The organism is Hymenobacter nitidus, from assembly GCF_020447315.1.
Lineage (GTDB): Bacteria > Bacteroidota > Bacteroidia > Cytophagales > Hymenobacteraceae > Hymenobacter > Hymenobacter nitidus.
This window is the reverse complement of record NZ_JAJADQ010000004.1, coordinates 302,335-322,485: the sequence shown is the minus strand read 5'-3', so window position 1 is coordinate 322,485 and position 20,151 is coordinate 302,335. Positions and strand designations below refer to the sequence as shown.

Below are 20,151 nucleotides of genomic sequence, written 5' to 3'. Positions count from 1 at the left end.
AAGGCGCGAAATGTCGGGCTTCCTCGCAAGGACAGAACGTGCTTCGCTCAGCATGGCACGTTTGCTTTGATTACAACAGCCGCAGCCCTACCTCGAAATCACCTCTCGGACGCAGGGTAATCAGGGGCTGGGTGAGCACCGGCGGCCGGCCGCCAGGGAATTCGACGGCGAAGTGGCGCAGCAGCTCCAGGGTCACGAGCTGCATTTCGGTGAGGGCGAACTGCATGCCGATGCACAGGCGCGGGCCGCCGCCGAAGGGCAGATACGCGCCGGGCACCAGCGGCTCCTGGCCCGGGGCAAACCGCAGGGGCCTAAACTCGGTGGGCTGCTGCCAATGCCGGGGCGCGTGGTGCAGGCCGTAGATGTAGAGCGAAAACAGCGTGCCTTTCGGAATCCGCAGGCCTTGATATTCGTCGTCGGCCAAGGCTACGCGGTCTACCATCCAGGCGGGCGGATACAGGCGCATGGCTTCCTGCACGGCGTAGAGGGCGCGGCTTAGGCGCGGCAACTCCTCGAACGTGAAGCCGCCCGACTGCCCCGAAGGGCGGGCGGCCAGCACGGCGGCCATTTCAGCGCGAATTGATTCGGCTTCGGCGGGGTATTGCCCCACCAGGTACAGCAGCCAGGTCAGGGCGTTGGCGCTGGTTTCATGGCCGGCAATGAGCAGAATCAGGGCCTCGTCGAGCACCTGCTCGTCGGTCATGGGCAGGCCGGTGTCTTCGTAGCGCACGTCGAGCAGCATTTGCAGCAGGTCATCGGGCGGCGTGGGGGCGTTGGGGGCTTCGTTGGCCCGGCGGCGCTGGGCAATGTAGCCGCCCAGCAGCTCGCGCAGCTCCTGGGTGAGCTGGTCGTGGTAGCGGAACTGGCCGCGCAGCCGGAACCACGGATTCAGGTAGGGCTGGCGAATGGTGCGCACATAAAAGGCCTGAATCCTGGTAATCAGCGCCGCCACGCGGTCCAACTCAGCGGCGGCGAAGTTGGCGCTGAACACCGAGCGGGCAATGATGCGGAAGGTAAGCTGCGTCATCAGCTCGTGCACCGCCACGGTTACTGCCCCGCCCCCAGCCTGGGCCTGGGTTACCAGTGGGGCCAGCGTTTCGGCAATAATCTGCTGCATCAGGCCCGTAAGTACGGCCACGCGCTGGCGGTGAAAGCCGGGCTGAATCAGGCGGCGCTGCCGCAGCCAGTCGGCCCCTTCATTGGTGAGCAGGCCGTGGCCGATGTAGCGGGCAAAGCCCTGGGTGAATTTGGACTTGCTGTAGTTGCGGTGGTTTTTCTGCAGAATATGCTGAATAAGCCCCGGGTCGCGGGTGAGGATAGACGGCTGCACGCCCCCGATGAACAGGTGCACCGTGTCGCCAAACCGCGCCAGGGTCTGGTCCAGAATGGGCAGCGGGTCGTTGGCCAGGGCCACGGAGCGAAGCAAGGATTGCCAGCGGGGCACCCGGGGCAGGGCCGCAAAGTTGGAAACGGGTTCAGCCATCATGGAGGGTCGTAACACAAGCCAGGGGCCAAAAGTAACCTGCCTGGGCGCAGCCTGCTCCGCCGTCGAGGCTATCTTTTTTCGGAACGCCCTCGTAAGCAGGTTCGGGCGCTTTCCTGCGCCCCGTCCGTTCCGACCAACCTCCAAACCAAACCCCTCACTTTATGTGGATTCAGCAAAAAGCCAACTCACCTGCCCCCGTTGATGAGCTGCAGGGCCGCACCGTCGGCCTCAAATTTGAGTGTAACCACTGCCAGACCGAGGTTTTCACCGACCTGATCGGGGTGCCGGCGCCCGACCACCTGGCCAATTCCACCGAAGACGACGGCCAGTTCGAAACCGAGGAGATTAAATGCCCCGGCTGCGAGATGACCCACGAAATAACGGTAAAAAGCACCTTCGACGGCGTCATGTTCGACGTGTCGGAAGTGAAGCCCGAGAGCGTGGCCTACCAGGTGACGGCCCAGTAAATGCCGTAAAGAAGCAGAGTTCTGCTACCTGTATAAAAAAGCCCCACCGCTGGCCCAGCCGCCAGCAGTGGGGCTTTTTCTGTGTTTCAGCCAGTAAAATACCCACAAGTAGGTATTGCCGACAGCCCCGTTATGAATGAACCTTTGTAGCACGCAATACCTCCCGGGATGTTGCCTTCTAACGCGCTACCTTTTCAACTACCTGCTTTTACCTGCTGCAACATGAAATCAATTTTTCTCACTTCCCGCTTGGCGCTCCTGGCCCTGGCCACTGCCGGCTCCCTCAGCCTCGTGTCATGCTTCGGCAGTGACTCGAAAGAAGAAGACCCCGCCCCCGACGCCGTGAGCGAGAGTCTGCACTTTGCCTTTAAAACGCCCGACTGGGAGCGGCAGATTGATTGCACGCACCTAAATCTGAGTTTCAATCCGCTTTACAACAATCCTAAGATTGCTATTGCCTCGGCTACTTCCGGCTCAACCTATTCCACGTTTCACTTTGCGTATCCGGCCGATAGCTCGGCGCTGGTAGCCTCGACCAACCTGCGCAAGTACCCTATCACGAAGTACGGGATGGGCCGCAATGCTTTCGAATTTTCGCACAAGCTCCCGCCTACGGAAGGCAGCAACAGCCGGCTGGAAAGCCTGCCCGGCATGAGCGACAATGCCTACAATGAAATCCTGGCTGTGAAATACGCCGGTCATCAGGGCAAATACGCGCTGTTTGACATCAAAGCCAAGTACGCCATGCTGATGAAAGGCACCGGCGCCGACAGCACCGCCCCCGCCAAGCCCGTCACCGGCTCCTTCAAGTTCCGCCTGCGCGCCAACTCCAAGTAAGGTGCTCAAGTGCTGAGGTGGGGAATGAGCTAACCCGTGTCCTTGCGAGGCACGAAGCACTCCGTCCGCTGCGCAGTGACAACTGACCTGTTACCAGAAAGCCCTTTATTCCAACCGGAGTAAAGGGCTTTTCAGTCAAGGAAGCTCGGCACATTTCAGAGGACGAATTGCTTCGACTCATTCCTCGCAAGGACACGGATTATGCATTAGCGCATTCCTCACATTAGCACCTGAGCACATTAGAAAATTACTTTTCCCGCTCGATGGTGTAGTTGATCAACTGCTCCAATGACGTACGGGATGGCGACTCGGGGAAGGTGTGCAGGATGCTTAGGGCCTCGTCGCGGTAGCGCTTCATCACGGTAATGGCGTAGTCGAGGCCGCCGGAGGTTTTCACGAAGTCGATAACGGCCTGCACCCGGTCGCGGCGGCCCTCGTTGTTTTTCACGTTAAAAATCACGCGGCGCTTAGTCAGCCAGTCGGCCTGCTGCAGGGCATAAATCAGGGGCAGCGTCATCTTTTTCTCCTTGATGTCGATGCCCACCGGCTTGCCGATTTCGTCGGTGCCGAAGTCGAACAGGTCGTCTTTGATCTGGAAGGCCATGCCCACTTTCTCGCCGAACAGGCGGGCCCGCTCAATCGTGTCCTTGTCGGCGCCGGTGGAGGCGGCGCCCACTGCGCAGCAGGACGCAATGAGGGAAGCCGTTTTCTGGCGGATGATGTCGAAGTAAATGTCCTCGGTGATGTCGAGGCGGCGCGCTTTTTCGATCTGCAGCAGCTCGCCTTCGCTCAGCTCGCGCACGGCGTTGTTCACGATTTTGAGCAGCGTGAAATCGTCGTTTTCCAGGGCCAGGGCCATGCCGCGCGAGAGCAGATAGTCGCCCACGAGCACGGCTATCTTATTCTTCCAGAGGGCGTTGATGGAAAAAAAGCCGCGTCGGTAGTTGGATTCGTCCACCACGTCGTCGTGCACCAGTGTGGCCGTGTGCAGCAGCTCAATCAGGGCCGCGCCGCGAAAAGTAGCTTCGGGCAGCGGGTCGCCGCCACTGATTTTGGCCGTGAAGAAGACGAACATAGGCCGGATCTGCTTGCCCTTGCGCTTCACGATATAGCCCATAATCTTGTCGAGCAACAAGACCTTGGTTTGCATGGACGCGCGGAATTTGCGTTCAAATTCCTCCATTTCGGCCGCTATCGGGGCCTGTATCACGTCCAGGGTACTTTTCATGCAAGGGCTTGAGCAACTCAAAGCGGCCACAAGCCGCCACTGCGGCTCAAAGCGCTGCAATGATACGGGGCCGCACGGCGGTTTCCTAACCAAGAGGACCGCTCAACAGTTTTAGCCGCGTACTTTGCCGGCTTCCTTCTGCTACTTTGCTCCACGCTTGTCGCCAAACCATTTCGCCCATGCCGACCTCCGCTCCCATTCACGTCGAGTTTCTGCTCACTTCGCCCCGCCACGCGCGGCCCTTCGCCGCCGATGCCCGCTTTGTGCCCAGCGGCCGGCCCAAGCCGGTGGTAGTATTCGTGCACGGCTTTAAGGGCTTCAAAGACTGGGGCCACTTCAACGTGCTGGCCGACTACTTTGCCGCCCACGGCTTCGTGTTCGTGAAGCTCAACCTGTCACACAACGGCGTCGTGCCCGGCGGCACCGGCGACCTGGAGGACCTGGAAGCTTTCGGGCAGAACAACTTCAGTCTGGAGCTGGATGATGTGGGCACGCTGCTCGACTACCTTTTCTCCCCCGAGGCCTCGGTGCTGCCAGCGGCCGAAGTCGATGTGCGCCAGCTGTTGCTGGTGGGCCACAGCCGCGGGGGCGGCATCGTGCTGCTCAAAGCCGCCGAAGATGCCCGCGTGCAAGCTGTGGCCGCCTGGGCGCCCATCAGCAGCGTGAACCCGAGGTGGCCCGAAGCCCTGATGCAGCAGTGGAAGCAGGACGGCGTACAGTACGTGGACAATATGCGCACCGGGCAACGCATGCCACTGTATTACCAGCTGGTGGAGGATTTCGAAGCCAACCAGCAGCGCCTGGATATTCCGGGCAACGTGCGCGAAAAGCTGCGCCAGCCTCTGCTGATTCTGCACGGCGACCAGGACGAAACCCTGCCCGTGCAAATGGCCCACGACCTGAAAAGCTGGAAGCCCGATGCCGAGCTGGTCGTGGTGCCGGGCGCGGGCCACATGTTCGGCGGCAAGCACCCCTGGGACGAGGATCAGTTGCCGGAGCTGGCCCAGCACATTGCCGACAAGACGATAGAGTTTTTCGGGCGCGTGGCGTCACTGAGCCAGTAGCCTGGCGTGGCACGGTGCTGCCTGAGCCCACCGCTGGGCTATTTTTGGCAGGCCAATCGAATCTTGCAGCATATTATTCCGAATCTGGAAAATATGCTGCAAAACCTATCCGCCTCCATTCTCAACTTCATGCCAACCGCCTACCTTTTACTTGGCTCCAACCTCGGCGACCGGGCGGCCACTCTGCAAGCCGCCGTGCAGCAGTTGGCCGCTACGGCCGGCACAGTAGAAGCCGTATCGGGGCTCTACGAAACGGCGGCCTGGGGCCTTACCGAGCAGCCCGCCTTTCTGAACCAGGCCGTGCACCTGGACACCCATCTCTCCCCTACCGACTTGCTCACTGCCTGTCTGCACGCCGAACAACTGGCCGGCCGCGAAAGGCACATCCGCTGGGACGCCCGCACCCTGGACGTGGATATCCTGCTCTACGACGACTTGGTGCTGGATTCGGCGCAGCTGCAAGTGCCTCACCCGCGCCTGCCGGAGCGCCGCTTTGCGCTGGTGCCGCTGGCCGAAATTGCGGCGCAGGTGGTGCATCCGGGGTTGGGGGTTACGGTAGCTGAACTGTTAGCGGAGTGCGGAGATGAGTTGGGGGTACGACTCGCTCATTAAAATACTTTTTCTACACCGTAATCATATCAATCTTTGACATGCATAACCTCACTAGGCCAATTCTTAAACCAAGATATTCAGAAGTAAAAATCTTGGCAAGCATATTTTTAATTGACTTATTAACTAAACTTCTTGCAAAATTTTATTTACCGTTTGAAGACCCTGTCTTTATAATTAAGGATAAAATCAGTCTATACCTAACTTACAATATGCAGTCAACTGGCGGGCAGGCAGCCTATCTGCTTGAAGATCAAACAAACCACAACCTAATACTCTTAAGATTATACATCAACTATGTATTTCTTGCAATCTATATTCTGTACATCCGAAACAAGAATATTAAAATAGCATATAAATATATAATAGGCATCATCTTATTAATCTTATTGTCGTTTGCTACGAACCTCATTCATCCTTTATTCCCGTCGTTAGTTATATCAAATTGGACAACCTCTGTAATAGGCAAATTGGCTGGCATTTCGCTCTATGGATTGTTTTTTTATTTGTCTAGGAACAAATGGATACGAATATTTTGCCTCCTTATATTAGCAGCTGGCTTAGGTAATTTGTGTAGCCACTTCTATTCACCCTTTATGGTAATAGACTTTATCAATATAGAAGGCACCTATGACCTTTTTAGAATTGGCGTCTTCAATATAGCAGATCTATCATTGGATATTGGCGCCGTAGGCTTACTAGTAGCTTTACTATTGCTGTTTCTAAGAAGAGTTGCCCGAAAACTATTTAAAATAATGCAGCCCGCTAAACTAGTTTAGCGGGCTGCATTATTTTAAATTCTACAAGTATACTGCTACACCGTAGCCGAGCTACCCGCAGCTTCCGGCGCAATCTTCTTCACCAGGCCCAGCAATACCTTACCGGGGCCGCACTCCACAAACTCCGTGGCGCCGTCAGCTACCATGCGCTGCACGCTCTGGGTCCAGCGGACGGGAGCTGTGAGCTGGCGCACTAGGTTCTGGCGGATTTCGTCCGGGTCGCGGTGGGGGGCGGCATCCACGTTCTGGTACACGGCGCACAGTCCGGCCGAAAACTGTGTCCGCTCGATGGCCTGGGCCAGCGCCGCTTCCGCTGACTGCATCAGGGGCGAGTGAAACGCGCCACCCACGGGCAGCGGCAGGGCGCGCTTGGCCCCAGCGGCTTTCAGCTGCTCACAGGCCAGCTCGATGCCGCGCTGAGAGCCCGAAACGACCAGCTGGCCGGGGCAGTTGAAGTTAGCGGCTACCACCACGTTGCCCGCCTGCGTGATTTCCTGGCAGATGCGCACCGTCGTCTCGTCGTCGAGGCCGAGGATGGCGGCCATGGTGCCGGGCTGCTCCTGGCAGGCGGCCTGCATGGCCTGGGCGCGCTGGGCGACCAGCTGCAGGGCATCTTCAAACTTGAGCACTTTGGCGGCTACCAAGGCGGAAAACTCACCCAGTGAATGGCCCGCTACCATATCGGGGCGCAGGTCGGGCAGGGTGGCGGCCAGGGCTACGGAGTGTAGGAAGATGGCCGGCTGCGTCACGTTGGTCTGGCGCAGGTCCTCGTCGGAACCAGTAAACATGACGTCAGTCAGGCTAAAGCCCAGGATTTCGTTGGCTTGGTCCATGAGCTGACGGGCGGCGGGCTGCTGCTCGTACAGGTCGCGGCCCATACCCATAAATTGGCTGCCCTGGCCGGGAAAAATAACTGCTTTCATGCGAAGAGAGGTGAAGGCGGGAATGAAGGAGTGAGAAAGGGTTAGGCTGATTGGAGCGCCAAGATACGGGAATAAAAAAAGCCCGCTTCCAGGCGTGGAAGCGGGCTTTTAGTACTGCCTTAGCGGCTAGTGGGTTATTTCCACCCAGCCTTTGTAGGTAATCTTGGTGGACTTGGAATCGGCGAATTCCACTTCGGCCAGGTAGTAGTACACGCCGTCGGGTACCTGAATGCCCTTGCCCCGCTCACCGGAGGTGGCATTGCCGGTCCAGTTGATGGCCGGGTCAGCATCCCCGTCGAATACCTTCACGCCCCAGCGGTTGAAGGCCTGGAAGTGCACCTTGCGCAGCGGCGACGATACCCGGGGCCGGAATGTGTCGTTGATGCCGTCACCATTGGGCGTAAAGATGTTGGGCAGCTCAAACACCACGCAGTTATCAACGCAGACTTCCGCACTCAGGGCGCTCCGGCGGTTGCCGACGGCTCCCACGGCCTGCACCTTATAACAGGCTGCCTGCTCCGTCAGCTTGGTGTGCGAGTAGTTCAGGCTCGGCCCGCTGGTCGAGTCGATCAGGGTGTAACTCGTCTCGGAAGGCCGGCGGTAGAAGATGCGGTAGTAGGCAATGGCCGTGCTACAGCCCGTCGGGTCGCCGGTATTCAGCGTCCAGCTCAGCTCATTGGTGTACGTTTCGCCCGGCGCCGGGAAGTAGCCGGGGCGGCCCAGCACCCGGGTTTTCAGCTCCTCGCAGTCGGTCCGGATGGTAACGACGGGCGGACAGGGAATGGGCACGAGCAGCACCGTGACTTCCTGGCTCAGGTTTTTCAACCGGTTGGGTAAGTTCGGGTCATTGTAGGTACCAATCACGCGTACGTAGTAGGAGTACGTCTGTCCCTGCACCAGCGGCAGCTTACTGCTGTTATCCACGTAGGAGGTTACACCTTGCACCGAGTCGAGCAACACGTAAGCCGGATTGCCCGGGCTGCGCCGATAAATTGCCGTGTAGAAGCCAGGCTCCGTGTTTTTCCACGGCACGGTGAAATTCCAGCTTAGTGCTACCTGTGTGCCCGCCGTGTTGGGCGTGCCGGTCAAGCGAATAGTGCTGGCCGGCCCCGACGTTTCAGGAGTAGGGGCGGCGGCAGTAGTGAAGTCCAGGAAGTAGGTGAAAGTGCTATCTGTCGTGTTGCGCCCGGCATCAACAAACTCCGTATTAGCCAGGTTGCTGCTCGTAAACACTACTTTGGACTGGGCCTTGGTGGCCGTCTGGCCCTTGCCCCGGTACAGGGTGTACTTGTAAGGCTCCAGGAAGCCGCCGGTTGCCCGGGGCTGCGTCCAGCGCACCGTCACCTGGCCGTTGGTACGGTCCGTGCGGTCCACCGTCACGTTGGTAAGCACGGCTGGGCGGCCGTCGAGCGTGACGCAGGTTTCGATGGAGGCAAGGCTTTCGCCACCGGCCGGCAACGGGAACTTGGCGTAGATGCGGTAGCAGTAAGTACGGCCGCGCTGCAGCGGCAGGGTAGCGCCATCGTCCAGGAAGGTCTGCAGGGAAACGTCGTTCAGCGTTTTGATCAGGGTATAGCCCGAAGAAGCCGGTATACCCGTCTGGCAGGTGTCGGTGGACGGAGTGCTGGGCCCCTCCTTCCGGTAAATCAGCAGCTGGCTGGCGTTCTGACAGGCGTAGCGGCTCCAGGTCAGCAGCACGTTGTTCTGATTTTGTATGGCCCGCACATTGTCAGGCCGGGGCCCGACTACCTTGATGCGGAAAACCTTTTCGTCAATCAATGCCGTTTCGCCCGTGTTGGGACGGTCCTGCGCTTTGAACAGCACCAGATAAGGCTGGTCAGCCACATCGGAACACTCGGGGCGCCAGGTGAAGATGCCCTCAGCAATGGGATTGGGGCCCAATCTGGTTTGCACGAAAGTAGCCGGCGCCACGGGGCGGCCGAAGATGCCGCCAAAAGCCGAGAGCAGAACCTGGTTCTGATCGGGGTCGGTGGCCGTAACCTTTTTACGAACCTGCACGCCCGCCACCACGCAGATATCCTGCGGAATATTGACCGTGGGCCGCAGATTATTGGTGCCGCGCACTACAATCTGCATATCCCGGATAACAGTCCCGATTTCCTTGACACCAAAGGGCGTTCGGCGCCACTCGTGCACAATGAGCGCAACGTTGAAATCGCCTAGCCGGTTGGGCGCATTCCACACCAGCTGGCCCGTAAACTTGTCGATGGTAAACGTAGCGGGCCCTGGGCTCGAATCGCCCAGATACGGTACCCTGGTGCCGATGGGCGTTACCAGATGGGGGTATACAAAACCGCTGGTGATGCGGAAAAGCGGGGTATTATTGTTGTTGAGGGCCGACACGATAGAGCCTGCCTGTTTGCTTTCCACCAGCTCATAGGTCAGGGAGTCGCCGTCGGCATCGGAGGCGGCCGGGTTGTGCAGAAACACCTGATTGCGCGCCGCCTTGTCGATGGCAGGCGCGTTGAGAACCGGCGAGCGGTTAACCCCGATTCCGGGCTCAATGGTGATGAGGGTGGAGATGTAGAACGACTGGTTCTGTGAGTCACTCATATTCTGCACCCCCGTGTTGCGAAACTCCCCGATGTAGCTCACGGTGTAGCTGCGGTCGGCGCCGTAGGTGTGCTCGAAATAGTACACACTCCGGTAGGTATCATCTGTCACCTGGGTGCGGCTGGCGCGCGGCACTCCCCGCAGCCCGCTGCTGGTGCCGTCGCCGTAGAAGATGGTCACGTCGGGCTCATCCACCGGCGTCAAGCCAAAGTCGGTGTACAGCACCATTTTAAAGAAGATCCGGCGCGGGTTATTACGCTTATCCCCAAAGGGATAGGTCGTGTCGCTTTTGGCCTGAATATCACCGGCTCGGATGTGGGATGCCTCAGCCGTATCGTGCATTCCCAGCAGGGCTAGCACGTTGACCATCAGCATCAATACCCACTTACCGGCACTCCGCGGTAAAGAAAGGTTCATACTATAAGTTGATTAGTAAGCTGGGATAAAAAAGAAGGTCGGGAAAAACCTCTTGGAATCCTAACAAAAAACAGGGCTCCAGGGTTGTTCATCCGGTGGTAAACTCTAACGGGTTTAACCCAAGATTGATTCACCACCCCAGTTAACGCTAATTCGGATTGTTTAGTACATGGTCGGCATGTACCTTTGACCGATACAACCGACCGTTTCAAAACCACCAGTAGCTCCTATGAGTTGGATCAGTAAGACGTTTTCCAGTAGCATTGGCCGCAAGATTATCATGTCCATTACGGGCCTGTTTCTGTGCTCCTTTTTGGTTGTCCATTTGATTGGCAACCTGCAGTTGTTCAAAGATGATGGTGGGCAGGCGTTCAACGTGTATTCCCACTTCATGGGTACCAACCCGATTATCCGCACCGTAGAATGGGTGCTGGTGTTGGGCTTCGGCTTTCACATCTACGAGTCGTTTGTGCTGACCCGGCGCAACAAGACGGCCCGCGGCAACGGCTACGTGACGGACCACGCCGAGCAGAACAGCCCCTGGCAGTCGCGCAACATGGGCCTGCTGGGCACCATCATCCTGATCTTCCTGTTGGTGCATTTATACAATTTCTTCTACCGCGCCCGTTTCGGCGAGCTGGATCCGGATATCAACAACAACGACGACCTCTACACGCTGGTAGCTACTTCTTTCAAGCAGCTCTGGTATGTAATTCTCTACGTTGCCGCTCAGGTGGCCCTGGGGTACCACTTGGTACACGGCTTCCGCAGTGCCTTCCAGACGTTGGGCTTGAACCACCGCAAGTACACGCCGGCTATTAAGTTCGTGGGCTATGCCTTCTCGGTCCTCGTGGCGGCCGGCTTCGCATCGATGCCCTTGTACTTCTACTTTTTTAAATAAATCCTAACCTCGTTCAATCGATGATACTGGATTCCAAAATTCCCGAAGGCCCCCTGGCCGAAAAGTGGGAGAAGCACAAGTTCAACGTCAAGCTCGTCAACCCCGCCAACAAGCGGAAGTACGACATCATTGTAGTCGGTACCGGCCTGGCCGGTGCTTCGGCGGCGGCCTCTCTGGCCGAGCTGGGCTACAACGTGAAGGCCTTTACGTTCCACGATTCCCCCCGCCGCGCCCACTCTATTGCCGCGCAGGGTGGTATTAATGCCGCTAAAAACTACCAGAACGACGGCGACTCCGTGTTCCGTCTGTTCTATGACACCGTGAAAGGTGGCGACTACCGGGCCCGTGAAGCCAACGTGTACCGCCTGGCGCAGGTATCGGTCAACATCATCGACCAGTGCGTAGCCCAGGGTGTACCATTTGCCCGCGAATACGGCGGACTGCTGGCCAACCGCTCCTTCGGGGGCGCGCAGGTAAGCCGCACGTTCTACGCCCGCGGCCAGACCGGGCAGCAGCTGCTGCTGGGTGCCTACTCGGCCCTGAGCCGGCAGGTAGCCTACGGCAAAGTAAAGCTCTACACCCGCTCGGAAATGCTGGACGTGGTGGTGGTCGACGGCAAAGCCCGCGGTATTATCACCCGCAACCTGATTGACGGCAAGATTGAGCAGCACTCGGCCCACGCCGTGGTGCTGGCAACGGGTGGCTACGGCAACGTATTCTACTTGAGCACTAACGCCAAGTATTCGAATGCCACGGCCGCGTGGCGGGCCCACAAAAAGGGCGCCTACTTCGCCAACCCCTGCTTCACCCAGATTCACCCAACCTGTATCCCGGTTTCGGGCGATTACCAGTCGAAGCTGACGCTCATGTCGGAGTCGCTGCGCAACGACGGCCGCGTGTGGGTGCCCAGGGACGTAGCCACGGCGGAGCGCCTGCGCAAGGGCGAGATTCGCGTGAGCGACATTCCGGAGGAAGAGCGCGACTATTTCCTGGAGCGTAAATACCCCGCTTTCGGTAACCTCGTGCCCCGCGACGTAGCCTCGCGCAACGCCAAGCAGATGTGCGACGAAGGTCGTGGCGTCGGCAGCAGCGGCTTAGCCGTGTATCTGGACTTCGCCGACATCATCAAGCGGACCGGTGCCGACGCCGTTGCCCAGAAGTATGGCAACCTGTTCGACATGTACGCCAAGATTACCGGCGAAAACCCCTACGAGCAGCCCATGCGCATCTACCCCGCCGTGCACTACACGATGGGCGGCCTGTGGGTGGACTACAACCTGCAAACCACGATTCCGGGCCTGTATGCCACGGGTGAATGCAACTTCTCGGACCATGGCGCCAACCGTCTCGGAGCTTCGGCCCTGATGCAGGGCCTGGCCGACGGCTACTTCGTAATTCCCTACACCATCGGTGATTACCTGGCCCAGACGCCTCCTACTCCCGTTACGACTCAGCACCCGGCTTTTGCCGAAGCCGAAGCCGAAGTACGGGCCCGGATTCAGAAGCTGCTGAGCATCAATGGTACTCGTACGCCCGATGACTTCCACAAGCAGTTGGGGCACATCATGTGGGAATACTGCGGTATGGCTCGCAACGCTAAAGGCCTAGCCTTCGCCAAGCAGGAAATCCAGAAGCTGCGCAAGGAGTTCTGGAGCGACCTGAAGCTCGTTGGTACCAGCGAAGAACTGAACCAGGCCCTGGAAAAAGCCGGCCGCGTGGCCGACTTCCTGGAGCTGGGCGAATTAATGGTAGACGACGCCCTGGCCCGCAATGAAAGCTGCGGCGGCCACTTCCGCGAGGAGTATGCCACCGAAGAAGGCGAAGCCAAGCGCGACGACGACAACTTTGCCTACGTGGCAGCCTGGCAGTACACGGGCGACAACCAGCCGGAAATCCTGAACAAGGAGGACCTGCAGTTCGAAAACGTGAAGCTTACCCAGCGTAGCTACAAATAGTGAGGACGGGGTGCTGCGCGGTGGGAATCCTGCCGCGCGGCACATTGTTTTTCCATTGCTCACTACCCAATCCTCACTACTCAATTCTCTTGAAATACCATGGCTGGAAGTAACCCGAATGCCAAACCAATGAATCTCACCCTGAAGGTGTGGCGGCAGAAAAACCGCACCACTCAAGGTCAAATAGTTGATTACCAGGTAAAAGACATTTCCCCTGAAATGTCTTTCCTGGAGATGCTGGACGTACTGAACGAAGACCTGCTGCGCCGCGGTGATGAGCCCGTAGCTTTCGACCACGACTGCCGCGAGGGTATCTGCGGCTCGTGCAACCTGTTCATCAACGGCCGCGCCCACGGCCCCGAGGCGGGAACCACTACCTGCCAGTTGCACATGCGCAAGTTCTCGGATGGCGACACTATCACCATCGAGCCTTGGCGCGCCAGTGCCTTCCCCGTAAACAAAGACCTCAGCGTGGACCGCTCGGCTTTCGACCGGATTATTCAGGCTGGTGGCTACGTGAGCGTAAACACCGGTGGCGTACCCGACGGCAACGAAATACCGGTGCCCAAGGACATTGCCGACCGGGCCTTTGAAGCCGCTACCTGCATCGGTTGCGGCGCCTGCGTGGCGGCCTGCAAAAACGCTTCGGCTATGCTGTTCGTTTCGGCCAAGGTGTCGCAACTGGCGTTGCTGCCCCAGGGCAAAGTAGAGCGCAAAACCCGCGTGGAGAACATGGTTGCCCAGATGGATAAGGAAGGCTTTGGTGCCTGCTCCAACATTGGTTCCTGCGCCGCGGAATGCCCCGTTGGCATTTCTCTGGAGAATATTGCCATCCTGAACCGCGAATTCCTCTCGGCCAAAGCTACGTCGAACAATCTGGCCTAAGCGCTTGGTTTCGAAGCTTGAAAAGAGCGAAACGACGAGTCGTTTCGCTCTTTTTGCGTTCTACGACTCCACTTATTCCGCCGCAGCACATAACATTCTTTCCTCTTCCCGGCTTACTTGCTAGTTTGCTGCCGGCGGCTGTGCCCGCGCCATTACCTTGCTTTCCTCTTCTGCATGATTACCATCATAGCTGCTACCAACCGCCCTGCTTCCCGGGCCCGCCGCGTCGCCAATATTTATGCCTCTCTGCTGGACGAGTTGGAGGCAGAGTACCAAATCCTGGATCTGGCCGATTTACCCGCCGATTTCACTATTTCTGCCTTGTATGGCAATCTGGGCAAGCACGAGGGCTTCAACAAGCTTGTGCGGCTGGCTGAGGGCGGTGATAAGCTGGTCTTTATCGTGCCGGAATACAACTGTTCGATTCCCGGAGTACTCAAGGCATTTATCGACGGCCTCCCCTACCCGGGCGGCATCCGGGGTAAGAAAGCAGCCTTGGTGGGCCTGAGCGCCGGTACGCAGGGTGGCATTCTGGCCCTGACCCACCTGACCGATATCCTGATGTACCTGGGCACTACGGTGCTGCCGGGCCGGGTGCGCCTGCCCAGCCTCGACCAATACCTACTCAGCAATGGCGAGCTGGATAATTCGCTGTACCTGCAGCTGCTGAAAGAGCAGGCCACAGCCCTTATTGCTTCCTGATTCAGCCTTTGGCCAGCGGTAGGGGCGCTTCCTGGTTGGGGGTATGTATATTTACCAGCCTGCCCTTGACGTTACGCTGCTGTGAATCGTATTCTGGCTTATCTGCTCACCATTTTGGTCCTGCTCCAGACGTTCAGTCGGGAGCTGGTGGTAGCCGATTATCAATTGCGGAAGGAGAGTATCACCCGGCTGTTGTGCGTGAACAAGGATAAGCCCCGCCTGCAGTGCAACGGCAAGTGCCATTTGGCCAAAACGCTGCGGGCCGCTTCTGCTAACGACAGAAAAGCACCGGCTAGTGAATTTGCTACTATCAAGTACGAGGCAGTGTTGCCGCTTGCATATCGGCTACCGGCTTCTGCGCATGACTACTTGCGGCCTCTGCGCTATGCGCGGCTGGTTTCAGTGCGCTATAGGTTTGCGCCGGACCCCGGCATATTTCATCCTCCGGCTGTAAACACCTGATCATCGCTTGGTTACGACTCAGAAAATCGTGACCTTCTTGGGCACGCTTGCCAGATCCACTGGCGTCCCTGCCCGCGTTTGGTTTCCTTTACCCAGCCATTTTACTGATGAAATTTCTCCACTCCGTTTTTTTGGGCTTTATCCTGAGTGCTGCTGCCAGCCTTACTTCCTGCACAGATGACAAGGACGTTGCGCCGGTAGCCGGGCAGATGACCCTGCAACTTGAGCATGTCGCCGGTAGCGCTCCGCTGACGCTCAACGGCACGGCTCCGTATAAAACTGCGGCCGGCGACGATTTTACCGTCACCACATTCCGTTACTACATTTCAAACATCAAGCTGGGCAAAGCTGACGGCACTGAGTTCGTGCAGCCCGAGAGCTACTACCTGATTGATGAAGCCAAGGCCGATTCAAAGATATTTACCATCCCCAACGTTCCGGCTGGCGACTATACCAAGCTCACTTTTACCATCGGCGTAGACAGTGCCCGCAACGTAGCCGGGGCCCAGACCGGCGCGCTGGCACCAAGCGACATGTTCTGGAAATGGGATTCAGGCTATATCTACACCAAGCTGGAAGGCCGCTCGGCCCAGTCACCGAGCGGCGGCATCCTGTTCCACATCGGCGGGTTCAAGAAGCCCAATAACACGATTCGCACCGTGTCGCCCGCTCTTGGCAGTAGCAGCATCCGGGTGCGGAACGGCAGCACCCCAACGGTACACCTGAAAGCAGATGTACTGAAGATGTTTACCGGGCCCAACACGGTCCGCTTTGCCACGCTGAGTTCCACGATGGGCGGCCCCGATGCCATGCTTATTGCCGACAACCAGGCGGCGGGCATGTTCACGGTAGCTCACATTCAGAGCAATTAGCCGCAAGCCGATGCACTGCCCGCCGAAAGCCTGGTCAGCACCGGTTCTGCTCAGTCTAGCACTATTGGTAGCCACTGGCTGTCAGCCTGATGCGGATGTACAGCCCGCTGAGCAGGTGCCCGGCGCCACCGTGCCCAGCAACTTCCCGGCTCCCGTGTACGGTACCGACAAAAATCCGCCGACCCGCGCGGCCTTTGAGCTGGGCCGTAGCCTGTTCTACGATGTGCGCCTGTCGCGCACGGGTGAAGTATCGTGTGGAAGCTGCCACCAGCAGTTTGCGGGGTTTGCCGATGCTGGCCGCCGGTTGAGCCAGGGCGTGGCGGGCCGGGTGGGTATGCGCAACGCCCCGGCGCTGCAGAACCTGCGCTGGAAGCCCGACTTTTTCTGGGACGGCGGGCCCAAGAACATTGAGACCATGCCGCTGGCACCGCTTACCAATCCGCTGGAAATGGACGAGACGCTCGACAACGTGCTGCTAAAGCTCAATGCCGACGCCGACTATCAGCGCCGCTTCGCTCAAGTCTTTGGCGGCTCCAGCCCCATCGACTCCTACCAGTTCCTACGGGCACTGGCGCAGTTTACCGCTTCCCTGACCTCGGCTAACTCGCGCTACGACCACTATGCCCGTCGCGAAGCCGGAGCCGTGCTCAGCGCGCCCGAGCTACGAGGCCTGGCGGTATTTCGGCAGAAATGCGGGGGCTGCCACGCCGGGGAGCTGTTCACGGATGAGTCGTTCCGCAACAATGGGCTGGACCGCTCCTTTCCGCTGGACTCCGGCCGGGCCCAGATTTCCCGCCGCCGCACCGACGTCGGCCGCTTCAAGGTGCCCAGCCTGCGCAACGTGGCGGTTACGGCGCCCTACATGCACGACGGCCGCTTTCCAACGCTCGGGGCCGTGCTCGACCACTACGGCCAAGGCATGGTAGAATCGGCGACGGTGGACGGGCTGCTGCGTCAGGCGGATGGTAAGCTGGGCATTCCGCTAACGGCCGAGGAGCGCCAGCAGCTGCTGGCCTTTCTGGCCACACTCACCGACGAGACATTCCTGCAAAATCCCCAGCTGGCCAAGCAGTAACTTAGCCGGATAGCGCGCTTTATGTTTCTTTCCCGCAGTACCAAGCTCGCCTTGCGGGGTACTAACACGGCTATAGCTACCACCGACCTGAGCTTACCGGCTGTCGGTTTAGCGCATTCCCGCGCAGAATAACAGCTGGTGGGCCTACGTTAAGTCGCGCAGGCGCCGCCCCTGCTGTCGCGCCCATAGGCCGTGCTTGCTTTGCCCGATCCGCTGGGCACCATATATTCCGCGGTGGCCCGAAAACAGATAGCTCAGCACGCAGGCCAGCCCCACATACGGGCCACACGCGTGGCCAAACAGCTCCATACCCAGTAGAATACAGGCCAGGGGCGTATTGGCCGCGCCGGCAAAAACGGCCACAAAGCCCATGCCCGCCAACAAAGGCATGGGCAGGGCTAAGGCAGGGAATAATGCATTTCCCAGAGTAGCGCCCACAAAAAACAGCGGCGTCACCTCTCCTCCCTTGAAGCCCGCCCCCAGCGTGAGGGCCGTGAGCAGCAGCTTCAGGGCAAAGGCATAGGTAGGTACCGGCTCCGCAAAAGAGCGCACGATAACCGGCACGCCCAAACCAATGTAGTCGGTGGTGCCCAGTAGCAGCACCAGCAAGGCTACTACTGCGCCGCCCAGCACGGGCCGAAGCGGCGGGAAGGCCACCCACCGTTTGCATTCGCCACTGACGACGTGGATGGCCCAAGCAAATAGACGGCCGGTCAGGCCGAAGGCAATGCCGGCCAAGGCCGCGCTGCCCAGTCCCAGCCACGACAGCTGAACCGGCACGGCCAGCACCGGGTACGCCGTGTGCCCTACGCCCCAGAGCTGCTGCGTCACCCAGTCGGCGCAAATAGCGGCCAGGAAGCTGGGCAACAGGGCATCGTAGCGCAGCCGCCCAACCAGGAACACCTCCAGCCCGAATACTGCTCCGGCCAGCGGCGTTCCGAAAACGGAGGCAAAGCCCGCGCTGATGCCGGCAACGAGAAGTAGCTTCCGTTCGCGGCGGTGCAGCCGCAACCAGCGGGTCAGCTGATCGGCCAGCGCACCGCCCATCTGCACTGCCGTGCCTTCCCGCCCCGCCGAACCCCCAAAGAAGTGAGTTAGCAGGGTACCCAGCAATACCAGCGGGGCCATACGCAGGGGCAGCACCGCCCGTGGCGTGTGAATCTCATCAAGCAACAGGTTATTACCTGCCTCGACCGACTTGCCGAGGTAATGGTAGAGCAAGCCTATGAGCAAACCGCCCACGGGCAGGCCGATGACAATCCAGCGGTGCGTTTCGCGCCAGTCCGTCACCCAGTCCAGGGCCACCAGAAACCCGGCCGAGGCGGTGCCAGCTAACAATCCGACCAATCCACTAAGCAAGAGCCAGCGGCCGGTGAAGAAGAGCAGCACTCGGTATTCAGCCCACAGGCGGGAAAACAGCTGAAAGGGCATGTACGAGCCGGGTGAGGTAGACGAACCCGCCAAAAGTACTGAAACCTGACAGGTCCTAACGCTTGAGGGGGCCGGGACGGGGTATTTTTCCGCCCCGAAACCAATACCGGCAGCGCGGCTGTTAGACTATAAATCAATATATTGGACTTCTCTCTAACGCTACCTTGCCCCGGGTGTACACTTCTACAAGCCTGCTTTTCCGATTGTTGACCTCGGTTGCCTTTCTGATCTGTCTAACATCCTGTAAGTCAACTGACAAGTTGGTTCCGGACGTAACAACGGAGGAGCCTGCTACGGCGACGCCCTACCAGCTGGTGCTGCCGAAGGGCTTTCCTCAGGATGTCAAGATTCCGGCCTCCAACCCGCTTACCCAGGAAGGTGTGGCCCTGGGCCGCATGCTTTTTTATGAGCCCCGGCTTTCCCGCAATAACACCCTGTCGTGCGGCAGCTGCCACCAGCAAAGCAAGGCTTTCACCGACGGCCGGGCGCTGGCGCTGGGGGTGGATGGCGCCGTTAATCCGCGCGGCACGATGTCCTTGGCCAACATCCTCTGGGAGCCGGCTCTGAACTGGGACGGCGCGGCCACTAGCCTCGAAACCCAGGCCCGCAAGCCGATTGAAAACCCCTCGGAGCTGCACCAGAGCCTGGCCATCGGGGCCGCGAAGCTGCAGCAGACCGACCTGTATCCGCCCCTGTTCCGTAAGGCGTTTGGGTCGTCGGCCGTAACGGAGGAAAATGTGCTGAAAGCCCTGGCGCAGTTCGAGCGCACGCTGATTTCCGCCAACTCCCGCTACGACAAATACGTGCGTGGGGAAGGCCAGCTCAGCAGCCAGGAACTAGCCGGCAAAGTGCTTTTCGTCACCCACCCCGACCCTACAATTCCCGTAACCGGGGCCGACTGCATGCACTGTCACAACGAGGGCAACCTGTTGTTTACGTCCACCGACTACACCCGCGGAGCGTCCAGCAGCTTCTTCAACAACGGCCTCGATGCTAAGCTTAAGGACCAGGGGCGCTTCGGCGTTACCGGCTTGGAGTCGGACCGGGGCAAGTTCCGGGCCCCCACCCTGCGCAATATTGCTCTCACGGCGCCCTACATGCACGACGGCCGTTTCCAGACCCTGGAAGAAGTGCTTGACCACTACAGCGACCATGTCGCCAAGGACAGCCCCAACCTGGATATTAACCTCCTGACGACCACTAACAAGCGTAACAGCCCCCAGCTCAGCCTGACCGCCAGTCAGCAAAAGCAGGTCGTCGCCTTCCTGCTCACCCTGACCGATTCCGCGTTCATTCAGGACAAGCGCTTCTCCGACCCTTTCAAGCCCTAGCGCTGTATTTGCCCGGGCAGGCAGGCCTTAGCTGGCTTCCCCCGGGACGCTTCGGCGGTTTTACTGCTTCAGCCAGTTCCTGTATGGGCCACGGGTAGCCAACATTAACTTTCGGATTAACAAACTTCCTGACGCTCAAGCCGTATTAGCCGC

18 protein-coding genes are annotated in these 20,151 nt (G+C 59.0%); 13 read left to right on the top strand and 5 right to left on the bottom strand.

What is annotated here, in order from left to right; all coding sequences use genetic code 11:
* Nucleotides 1–70: 70 nt before the first annotated feature.
* Nucleotides 71–1,486: a cytochrome P450 gene (locus tag LGH70_RS09750; protein ID WP_226185043.1), complete on the bottom strand. Its 1,416-nt coding sequence runs from the start codon at nucleotides 1,484–1,486 to the stop codon at nucleotides 71–73.
* 161 nt (nucleotides 1,487–1,647) lie between these two features.
* Here LGH70_RS09750 and LGH70_RS09745 point away from each other — a divergent pair, with 161 nt between their 5' ends.
* Nucleotides 1,648–1,953 carry a hypothetical protein gene (locus LGH70_RS09745; protein ID WP_226185042.1) on the top strand — a complete coding sequence of 102 codons (306 nt, stop codon included), beginning with the start codon at nucleotides 1,648–1,650 and terminating at the stop codon, nucleotides 1,951–1,953.
* Nucleotides 1,954–2,175: 222 nt separating this feature from the next.
* Complete coding sequence (locus LGH70_RS09740) at nucleotides 2,176–2,790, top strand: hypothetical protein (RefSeq protein WP_226185041.1); 615 nt, start codon at nucleotides 2,176–2,178, stop codon at nucleotides 2,788–2,790.
* Between the two features lie 247 nt (nucleotides 2,791–3,037).
* On the opposite strand, the gene LGH70_RS09735 is transcribed toward LGH70_RS09740, so the two are convergent.
* The gene (locus LGH70_RS09735; RefSeq protein WP_226185040.1) at nucleotides 3,038–4,018 is read right to left on the bottom strand and encodes a polyprenyl synthetase family protein; all 981 of its coding nucleotides are present in this window, start codon (nucleotides 4,016–4,018) and stop codon (nucleotides 3,038–3,040) included.
* Nucleotides 4,019–4,197: 179 nt separating this feature from the next.
* On the opposite strand from LGH70_RS09735, the gene LGH70_RS09730 reads away from it, so the two are divergent.
* The 3 genes from LGH70_RS09730 to LGH70_RS23925 all read left to right on the top strand — a co-directional run bounded on the left by LGH70_RS09730 (nucleotide 4,198) and on the right by LGH70_RS23925 (nucleotide 6,470).
* Nucleotides 4,198–5,082: an alpha/beta hydrolase family protein gene (locus tag LGH70_RS09730; RefSeq protein WP_226185039.1), complete on the top strand. Its 885-nt coding sequence runs from the start codon at nucleotides 4,198–4,200 to the stop codon at nucleotides 5,080–5,082.
* 93 nt (nucleotides 5,083–5,175) lie between these two features.
* Complete coding sequence (gene folK, locus LGH70_RS09725; protein WP_226185038.1) at nucleotides 5,176–5,694, top strand: 2-amino-4-hydroxy-6-hydroxymethyldihydropteridine diphosphokinase; 519 nt, start codon at nucleotides 5,176–5,178, stop codon at nucleotides 5,692–5,694.
* Nucleotides 5,695–5,732: 38 nt separating this feature from the next.
* On the top strand, nucleotides 5,733–6,470 hold the full coding sequence (locus LGH70_RS23925) for a signal peptidase II (protein ID WP_431357422.1): 738 nt from the start codon (nucleotides 5,733–5,735) through the stop codon (nucleotides 6,468–6,470).
* A 35-nt stretch (nucleotides 6,471–6,505) separates the two neighbouring features.
* Here the strand turns inward: LGH70_RS23925 and fabD are convergent, their stop codons facing one another.
* Both fabD and LGH70_RS09710 read right to left on the bottom strand, forming a co-directional pair.
* Nucleotides 6,506–7,393 (bottom strand): ACP S-malonyltransferase, encoded by an 888-nt coding sequence (fabD, locus tag LGH70_RS09715; protein ID WP_226185037.1) that lies wholly within the window; start codon nucleotides 7,391–7,393, stop codon nucleotides 6,506–6,508.
* Nucleotides 7,394–7,519: 126 nt separating this feature from the next.
* A complete protein-coding gene (locus LGH70_RS09710; RefSeq protein WP_226185036.1) occupies nucleotides 7,520–10,384 on the bottom strand; it encodes a T9SS type B sorting domain-containing protein in 2,865 nt (954 codons plus the stop codon).
* Nucleotides 10,385–10,613: 229 nt separating this feature from the next.
* Between LGH70_RS09710 and LGH70_RS09705 the strand changes: the two genes are divergently transcribed.
* The 7 genes from LGH70_RS09705 (at nucleotide 10,614) to LGH70_RS09675 (ending at nucleotide 17,236) form a co-directional block, all read left to right on the top strand.
* Nucleotides 10,614–11,285: a succinate dehydrogenase cytochrome b subunit gene (locus tag LGH70_RS09705; RefSeq protein WP_226185035.1), complete on the top strand. Its 672-nt coding sequence runs from the start codon at nucleotides 10,614–10,616 to the stop codon at nucleotides 11,283–11,285.
* 20 nt (nucleotides 11,286–11,305) lie between these two features.
* Nucleotides 11,306–13,240, top strand: coding sequence for a fumarate reductase/succinate dehydrogenase flavoprotein subunit (locus tag LGH70_RS09700; RefSeq protein ID WP_226185034.1), 1,935 nt, complete (start codon nucleotides 11,306–11,308; stop codon nucleotides 13,238–13,240).
* 129 nt (nucleotides 13,241–13,369) lie between these two features.
* On the top strand, nucleotides 13,370–14,125 hold the full coding sequence (locus LGH70_RS09695) for a succinate dehydrogenase/fumarate reductase iron-sulfur subunit (RefSeq protein ID WP_226185033.1): 756 nt from the start codon (nucleotides 13,370–13,372) through the stop codon (nucleotides 14,123–14,125).
* Between the two features lie 174 nt (nucleotides 14,126–14,299).
* Complete coding sequence (locus tag LGH70_RS09690) at nucleotides 14,300–14,827, top strand: NADPH-dependent FMN reductase (protein WP_226185032.1); 528 nt, start codon at nucleotides 14,300–14,302, stop codon at nucleotides 14,825–14,827.
* Nucleotides 14,828–14,908: 81 nt separating this feature from the next.
* Nucleotides 14,909–15,289, top strand: a complete 381-nt coding sequence (locus LGH70_RS09685) for a hypothetical protein (protein WP_226185031.1) — start codon at nucleotides 14,909–14,911, stop codon at nucleotides 15,287–15,289.
* Between the two features lie 107 nt (nucleotides 15,290–15,396).
* Complete coding sequence (locus LGH70_RS09680) at nucleotides 15,397–16,161, top strand: MbnP family protein (RefSeq protein ID WP_226185030.1); 765 nt, start codon at nucleotides 15,397–15,399, stop codon at nucleotides 16,159–16,161.
* A gap of 64 nt (nucleotides 16,162–16,225) precedes the next feature.
* The gene (locus LGH70_RS09675; RefSeq protein ID WP_226185029.1) at nucleotides 16,226–17,236 is read left to right on the top strand and encodes a cytochrome-c peroxidase; all 1,011 of its coding nucleotides are present in this window, start codon (nucleotides 16,226–16,228) and stop codon (nucleotides 17,234–17,236) included.
* Nucleotides 17,237–17,380: 144 nt separating this feature from the next.
* Here the strand turns inward: LGH70_RS09675 and LGH70_RS09670 are convergent, their stop codons facing one another.
* Nucleotides 17,381–18,667 (bottom strand): chloride channel protein, encoded by a 1,287-nt coding sequence (locus LGH70_RS09670; protein ID WP_226185028.1) that lies wholly within the window; start codon nucleotides 18,665–18,667, stop codon nucleotides 17,381–17,383.
* Nucleotides 18,668–18,927: 260 nt separating this feature from the next.
* Between LGH70_RS09670 and LGH70_RS09665 the strand changes: the two genes are divergently transcribed.
* Complete coding sequence (locus tag LGH70_RS09665; protein ID WP_226185027.1) at nucleotides 18,928–19,998, top strand: cytochrome-c peroxidase; 1,071 nt, start codon at nucleotides 18,928–18,930, stop codon at nucleotides 19,996–19,998.
* Nucleotides 19,999–20,151 lie beyond the last annotated feature (153 nt).

What these genes read in the sequence shown, in the direction of transcription:
- LGH70_RS09750 (WP_226185043.1), bottom strand. Translation starts at nt 1,486, where the DNA reads ATGATGGCTGAACCCGTTTCCAACTTTGCGGCCCTGCCCCGGGTGCCC.
- LGH70_RS09745 (WP_226185042.1), top strand. Translation starts at nt 1,648, where the DNA reads ATGTGGATTCAGCAAAAAGCCAACTCACCTGCCCCCGTTGATGAGCTG.
- LGH70_RS09740 (WP_226185041.1), top strand. Translation starts at nt 2,176, where the DNA reads ATGAAATCAATTTTTCTCACTTCCCGCTTGGCGCTCCTGGCCCTGGCC.
- LGH70_RS09735 (WP_226185040.1), bottom strand. Translation starts at nt 4,018, where the DNA reads ATGAAAAGTACCCTGGACGTGATACAGGCCCCGATAGCGGCCGAAATG.
- LGH70_RS09730 (WP_226185039.1), top strand. Translation starts at nt 4,198, where the DNA reads ATGCCGACCTCCGCTCCCATTCACGTCGAGTTTCTGCTCACTTCGCCC.
- folK (WP_226185038.1), top strand. Translation starts at nt 5,176, where the DNA reads ATGCTGCAAAACCTATCCGCCTCCATTCTCAACTTCATGCCAACCGCC.
- LGH70_RS23925 (WP_431357422.1), top strand. Translation starts at nt 5,733, where the DNA reads ATGCATAACCTCACTAGGCCAATTCTTAAACCAAGATATTCAGAAGTA.
- fabD (WP_226185037.1), bottom strand. Translation starts at nt 7,393, where the DNA reads ATGAAAGCAGTTATTTTTCCCGGCCAGGGCAGCCAATTTATGGGTATG.
- LGH70_RS09710 (WP_226185036.1), bottom strand. Translation starts at nt 10,384, where the DNA reads ATGAACCTTTCTTTACCGCGGAGTGCCGGTAAGTGGGTATTGATGCTG.
- LGH70_RS09705 (WP_226185035.1), top strand. Translation starts at nt 10,614, where the DNA reads ATGAGTTGGATCAGTAAGACGTTTTCCAGTAGCATTGGCCGCAAGATT.
- LGH70_RS09700 (WP_226185034.1), top strand. Translation starts at nt 11,306, where the DNA reads ATGATACTGGATTCCAAAATTCCCGAAGGCCCCCTGGCCGAAAAGTGG.
- LGH70_RS09695 (WP_226185033.1), top strand. Translation starts at nt 13,370, where the DNA reads ATGAATCTCACCCTGAAGGTGTGGCGGCAGAAAAACCGCACCACTCAA.
- LGH70_RS09690 (WP_226185032.1), top strand. Translation starts at nt 14,300, where the DNA reads ATGATTACCATCATAGCTGCTACCAACCGCCCTGCTTCCCGGGCCCGC.
- LGH70_RS09680 (WP_226185030.1), top strand. Translation starts at nt 15,397, where the DNA reads ATGAAATTTCTCCACTCCGTTTTTTTGGGCTTTATCCTGAGTGCTGCT.
- LGH70_RS09670 (WP_226185028.1), bottom strand. Translation starts at nt 18,667, where the DNA reads ATGCCCTTTCAGCTGTTTTCCCGCCTGTGGGCTGAATACCGAGTGCTG.